The following is a 5,739-nucleotide window of genomic DNA, read 5'->3' on the forward strand; positions in this document are numbered from 1 at the left end:
GAGTCTCACCCACGCCGTCGCCGCCGCGCTGCCACCGCCGTCCGACGCACCGGTGTTCGGCGGCATCCGCGACGGATACCGGGTGCTGCTCGACGCGCTCGCGGACGCCGCGTCCGCCCGGTTCGTCACCGCGACCCCGGCCACCCGGCTCGCGCGCGCCACCGGCGGCTGGGTGCTCGACCCCCTCGGCCTCGTGGACGCCGTGGTGCTGGCCACCCCGGCGCCGGTCACCGCCCGGCTGCTCCGCTACGTCGCGCCCGAGGCGGCGGACGCGGCCGCCGGGATCGAGCTGTCCTCCTCCGTCGTCGTCGCGCTGTCGCTGCCGCAGGACACCGCGCTGCCGGACAACTCCGGCATCCTGGTCGCCACCGGAGAGTCCTTGCGCGCCAAGGCCTTCACCCTGTCCAGCCGCAAATGGCCGCATCTCGCCGAGCGCAAGACCGCGCTGGTGCGCGCCTCCTTCGGCAAGTTCGGCGACGACGCCCCGCTCACTTGGTCCGACGCCGACCTGATAGCCGCCGCCACCGAAGACCTGGCCACCGTCACCGGCGCCGTCATCGCCCCCGTCGAAGCGGTCGTGCAGCGCTGGCCGGGCGGCCTTGCCCAATATGCCGTCGGTCACGTCGACCGCATCGCCGAGATCGAATCCGCCACAGCCGAACTCGACGGCATCGCGCTCGCGGGCGCGTACTTGCACGGCGTCGGCGTCCCGGCCTGCGTCGCCTCCGGAGAGACCGCCGCCCGCCGCATCGCCGAGTCCCTCTCCTGATCGCGCCGCGCTAGGCCCTGTGTCGAAGTCCGGCCGGATGCATCCGTGGCTCAGATCGTCGCCTGGCAAGGCGGAGGAGGAGCCGATACCGGGGTTGTATCGGTGACGACGACAACGCGGCCAGGCGGCGATCTGGGCCGCGGAGGCGCCGGATGGGACTTCGACACAGGGCCTAAGACCGCCCCGCGGCGGGGCGGCGCGGCCCCAGTGGCACGATAGGAATCATGGCGCGACTCGACTATCAAGCTCTCAACTCCACCATCCGCTACCTGATGTTCTCGGTGTTCCAGGTGCAGCCGGGTGTGCTTGGCGAGGATCGTGAGGCCGCCGTCAAGGAGGCGCGAGCGTTCTTCGACGGGCTGGCCGAGCGCGACGTGGTGGTGCGCGGCATCTACGACGTGGCGGGCATGCGTGCCGACGCCGACTTCATGATCTGGACGCACGCCGAGCGGGTGGAGGACCTGCAGGCCGCGTACGCGGACTTCCGCAGGACCACCGAGCTGGGCAAGGCCAGCGACCCGGTGTGGAGCAACGTGGCGCTGCACCGCCCCGCGGAGTTCAACAAGAGCCACATCCCGGCCTTCCTGGCCGGCGAGGACCCGGGCAACTACATCTGCGTCTACCCGTTCGTGCGCTCCTACGAGTGGTACCTGCTGCCCGACGAGGACCGCCGCAAGATGCTGGCCGATCACGGCAAGGCCGCCCGCGGCTACCCGGACGTGCGCGCCAACACCGTGAGCTCGTTCGCGCTCGGCGACTACGAGTGGATCCTCGCCTTCGAGGCGCCGGAGCTGCACCGGATCGTGGATCTCATGCGCGACCTGCGCGCCACCGAGGCGCGCCTGCACGTCCGCGAAGAGGTGCCGTTCTTCACCGGCCCGCGGGTGGAGATCGACAAGCTCATCGCGGCGCTGCCCTGAATCGCATGGTGCATGCGGCCCTGATCGCATGGTGCATGCGGCCCTGATCGACGACGGGCCCTGTCGACTGCCGATCGCGCCCGCATCGCCGAATACCCGCGCGTGCCCCGAGTTTTCGGGGCATGCGCGGCGTATCGCGTGACCCGTATTCTGCGCTGAGCGTTCGGTCGGCTACCCGGCTGCGCTGTCCGAGGGGTGCAGCCGCAGCGCGATGGAGTTGATGCAATAGCGCTGGTCGGTAGGTGTGGGATACCCCTCGCCTTCGAAGACGTGGCCGAGGTGGCTGTGGCAATTCGCGCACAGCACTTCGACCCGGTGCATACCCAGCGAATCGTCCGAAAGCAGGATCACCGCGTCCGATTTCGCCGGATCGAAGAACGACGGCCAGCCGCAGTGCGACTCGAATTTCTCAGTGCTGCGGAACAATTCGGCGTCACAGGCGCGACAGCTGTACACACCCTCGGTCTTCGTGTCGGTGTACTCGCCGGTGAAGGGACGTTCGGTCGCGGCCTCGCGCAGCACCGCATACTCCTCGGGATCGAGCTTGGCCCGCCACTGCTGCGGCGTCAGCTGGATCCGCGGCGCGGGGAAAGACGTTTCGGCGTCGGAACTCATTGCTCCACGCTAATACGTTTCTCCTCCGCGGGCGCCGTCCCATTGGGTGAGCTGGGCGAACCGGGGAACTCCGCCTGATCGGCCGCCACCGCGGCCTCTTCGGCGCCGTCGCGACTGTCCGGCGCGTTCTTCATCCAGGCCGGGTCGATGCCGAAAGGCAGGCGGCCTTCCCGCCGAGCGGCCAGGTACCGATCGCCGAGCACGCAGAAGACCACGAGGAGCAGCAGGCCCCAGCCGAAGGTGATGCGCAGGTACTCGAGGTTGCGTCCGAAGCTCTGCCAGCGGTCCGACAGCCACTTGTCGTAGGACATGAACCCGAAGATCGCCAGCCAGGCGGGCCAATTGCGCAGCACCGAGTTGCGCAGCACCACCGACATCAGGAACGGGAACAGCATCATCGAGTAGTACATCTGGCCCAGGCCGGTCAGCAGGAACTCCGCGGTCAGCAGCACGCCCGACGACGTGGTGACGAAGAACAGCTCGTCGTCGCGGTAGTAGCGGTAGAGGATCCACAGTGAGATCGCCACCAGCGCGGCCATCGTCAGGCGAATTCCCCAGGTCAGTGCGTCCGGCAGGCCGTAGTAGGCGGCGTTGCCCGCGATCGCGCTGTTGAAGTAGTCCCTGGTCTCCAGGATGTAGGGGAGTGTCCTGCTGAAGAACTGCCCGGGATCGTTCAGCAGCGGCCAGGCGATCGCGGTGAGCGCGACGGGCACGCCGATGGCGGTGATGAAGACCTTCCACTGCCCGCGTGCCGCCGCGACCAAGACCAGCGGCGCCAGCGTGGGTTTCACGGTGATGCTCAACCCGAGTATCGCGCCCGCCCACAGATCACGTCGCGCCAGCAACAGGTGCAGGAACAGCAGCTCGGCCAGCAGGATGCAGCCGTTCACGTTGGTGAAGACCAGCGTGTTGATGACCGTCTCGGACATGAACATGGCCAGCAGCAGTGCGGGCGCGGCCACGGACTTCAGCGTGTACTTGAACAGCCGCAGCAACAGGTACCAGGCCAGCAGAATGGCGGCGGCGTTCAGCAGAATGAAGCACCAGCGCGATTTCTCGGGGTCGATCAGCGCGAGGGGCGCGATGAGCAGCGTGCCGCCCGGCGGATACAGGTAGTGCGGGTCGACGGAGTCGAAGTTGGCGGTGTACACCGGGCGGCCGTTGAGGAAGGCCAGCGACGCGTTGTAGACCGGCTTGTAGTCGTCGGTGATGAAACCGTTGACAGCCTTGATGAAAACCCTGTTCAGCACCGTCATGACCGCGAGAGGCCAGAGTGCGAACTTGATCACCTCGGCGGTGGTGCGAGCGGTGCGAGGCTCGAGCTGTCGAAGTAACACTGGGGCACGGTACACCGGATGGGCGGCGAGTAGGTTGCCGGGATATGTCTCGGCGTGGCCGGATTATCATGCCGACCTGCTATGACCGCCCTGGTCAGGCGGGGCAGGCGCTGCCGTCCTGCGGAAGCCGCGCCTCCTTCAGGTAGTCCAGCAGCAAGCGCTGCGCGCACCCCGAATGGGTGAACACCGGATGCCCCCAGCCCTGCCAGTTCACCGAGGCGTGCCGCGCGCCCGCGGCGCCCAGCGCGCCCGTCACCGAAGCCTGGCCGCCGTTGCCGACCACCGGGTCGGCGATGCCACCCAGCGCCAGCACCGGAAGGGTGAATTTCTCCGGCAGCGGCGGGGCGCCCGCGACCGGCCAGGCCGAGCAGCCCATCAGGGCGATCGCCGCGTTCTTGCCGAACACCGGGTACTTCTGGCCCCATGCGGTCGTCAGCTCGGCGGCCTTGGTGGGAGTCGGCGGCTGCTGGATGTCGGTGCAGCGGTTGACGAATTGGCCGTCGCTCGCGGTTGCGGCCGATTCGCGCAGCACCAGGTTGCCCAGGGCGGTGCGGTCGCCGCGACCGGCCGCCGAGAGCGCGTCGGCGAGTTCGGTGACCCGAGTGGCCTGATCGGCGCGCGGATCGCCGAGGAAACCGCTGATCGTGGTGAGCAGCGCGTTGGCGGAGATGTCGCCGAGCCCGCCCTCACCCGCCCGGCGCACCAGGTCGGTGATCGCCGCGCGCGGGTCGGGACCGAGCGAACAGCCGAGCCCGGTGCAGCGCTGGGCGAACGCGTGAGCGCCGCCTCCGCGCCCTGCAGGCGCTGCTCCTCGGCGGTCACGGCATCGGCGCCGACGGCCTCGGGGGAGTCGAGCACCAGCCGGGACAGGTGATCGCCGAACTTGCGCGCGTAGCTGAGCGCCACCCGAGCACCGTTGCCGGTGCCGATCAGGTCGATGTGCTCGACCTGCCACTGCCTGCGCAACTGTTCGATGTCGTCGGCCGCGTGCGGGGCGTCGAAGGTGCCCTCGTAGGGCTGCAGGAAGTCGCGGCAGGAGATGGTGGCCTCGCGGCTCAGCGCGGCCACCGCCTGCACGGGATCCGCGGCGTCGGGGCCGAACTGGGCGTTGTCGGCCAGGCCGCGCCGGATGTCGGGCGGCAGGCAGTCGATCGGCTGGGAGGTGCCGAGACCGCGCCGGTCCACCGCGACGATCGGGCGCGCGCCGAGCAGCGCGCTCCCCGGTCCGACGGCGAGACCGGCGAGGGTCGCGGTGGACGAGCGATCCGTGCCCGAGGTCAGAACCAGCGGCGGAACATCGGCCGGGGTCTGCGCCAGCCGGGCCCGCATCGCACCGGTACGGAAGCTGCCGAGCACGCTGCCCGCGGCATCGATCGGCGTGGAGTACTCCGCGCAGTCGAGCACCAGACCGGCGGGCGCGGGACCGAGACCCAGCAGCTTCAGGGTCGGCGCGGTGCAGTCGCGCCAGCTCAGGTCGGTCTTGGGCAGCTCGGCGTTCGGCGGAGGGGGCGGCGTCGACGCCGTGGGCTCCCCGCCGCCCACGGCCGGATGCTCGACCGCGACGACGGGACGGTCGGACGGGCCCGCACCGCATCCGGCGATCATCATCGACAGTGCCGAGGCCAGCACGGCGGCTCGAGTCCAGCGCATGCGTTACAGCCTGCCAGGTTCGCGCGTGCGTTTCACCGACGGGCCCATCGGGTCAGGATCGTGCCGTCGGCGTCGAGCACGATGTGCCTACGTTCCATCGGCATCCGGAACTCGTGCGCGGACAGCGAGATTCGCCGCGCCGTGCCGCCGACCAGCACCGGCGCGGTGGTCAGGCACAGCTCGTCGATCGCGTCCGCCTCCAGCAGTTCGCCGAACAGGTGCGGGCCGCCCTCGCACAGCACGCGCGTCAGCCCGCGTTCGGCCAGCGCCGCGAGCAGGCCTTTCGGCGTCACCGCGACCCCGCCCGCCTCGATCACCACACCGCCCGCCTCGGCCAGCGCGAGCTTGCGGTCGGCGGGCGCGGTGGCGGTGGTGATGATCAGCGGCGGCACCGCGGTGTCGGTGAACAGACGGCAGCCGGGGTCGAGGCCCGCGCTCGCGGTGACGA

General features: G+C 69.9%; 5 protein-coding genes and 1 pseudogene. 2 read left to right on the forward strand and 4 right to left on the reverse strand.

Annotated features, from left to right (window positions below):
* Together NL1_RS35450 and hemQ are read left to right on the forward strand one after the other, a co-directional pair.
* Positions 1 to 769: FAD-dependent oxidoreductase (locus NL1_RS35450; protein WP_174553520.1), on the forward strand; the 769-nt coding region annotated here is incomplete at its 5' end.
* 224 nt (positions 770 to 993) lie between these two features.
* Positions 994 to 1,689 carry a hydrogen peroxide-dependent heme synthase gene (hemQ, locus tag NL1_RS35455; protein WP_067849222.1) on the forward strand — a complete coding sequence of 232 codons (696 nt, stop codon included), beginning with the start codon at positions 994 to 996 and terminating at the stop codon, positions 1,687 to 1,689.
* A 171-nt stretch (positions 1,690 to 1,860) separates the two neighbouring features.
* Here hemQ and msrB read toward each other — a convergent pair whose 3' ends face one another.
* From msrB to NL1_RS35475, 4 genes and pseudogenes are all read right to left on the reverse strand, one after another.
* Entirely contained in the window at positions 1,861 to 2,304 is a 444-nt protein-coding gene (gene msrB, locus NL1_RS35460) for a peptide-methionine (R)-S-oxide reductase MsrB (RefSeq protein ID WP_067849225.1), read from the reverse strand.
* Positions 2,301 to 3,641 carry a glycosyltransferase family 87 protein gene (locus tag NL1_RS35465; RefSeq protein WP_067849228.1) on the reverse strand — a complete coding sequence of 447 codons (1,341 nt, stop codon included), beginning with the start codon at positions 3,639 to 3,641 and terminating at the stop codon, positions 2,301 to 2,303. Before NL1_RS35465 ends, msrB begins: the two co-directional genes overlap by 4 nt.
* A gap of 94 nt (positions 3,642 to 3,735) precedes the next feature.
* A pseudogene (locus tag NL1_RS35470) lies at positions 3,736 to 5,291 on the reverse strand (alpha/beta hydrolase).
* A gap of 32 nt (positions 5,292 to 5,323) precedes the next feature.
* Positions 5,324 to 5,739: dihydrofolate reductase family protein (locus NL1_RS35475; protein ID WP_174553521.1), on the reverse strand; the 416-nt coding region annotated here is incomplete at its 5' end.

This window comes from Nocardia lijiangensis NBRC 108240 (assembly GCF_001613045.1).
Taxonomy (GTDB): Bacteria; Actinomycetota; Actinomycetes; order Mycobacteriales; family Mycobacteriaceae; genus Nocardia; species Nocardia lijiangensis.

Bases quoted from the DNA above. Each gene is read 5' to 3' on its own strand.
- hemQ (WP_067849222.1), top strand. From the start codon at position 994: ATGGCGCGACTCGACTATCAAGCTCTCAACTCCACCATCCGCTACCTG.
- msrB (WP_067849225.1), bottom strand. From the start codon at position 2,304: ATGAGTTCCGACGCCGAAACGTCTTTCCCCGCGCCGCGGATCCAGCTG.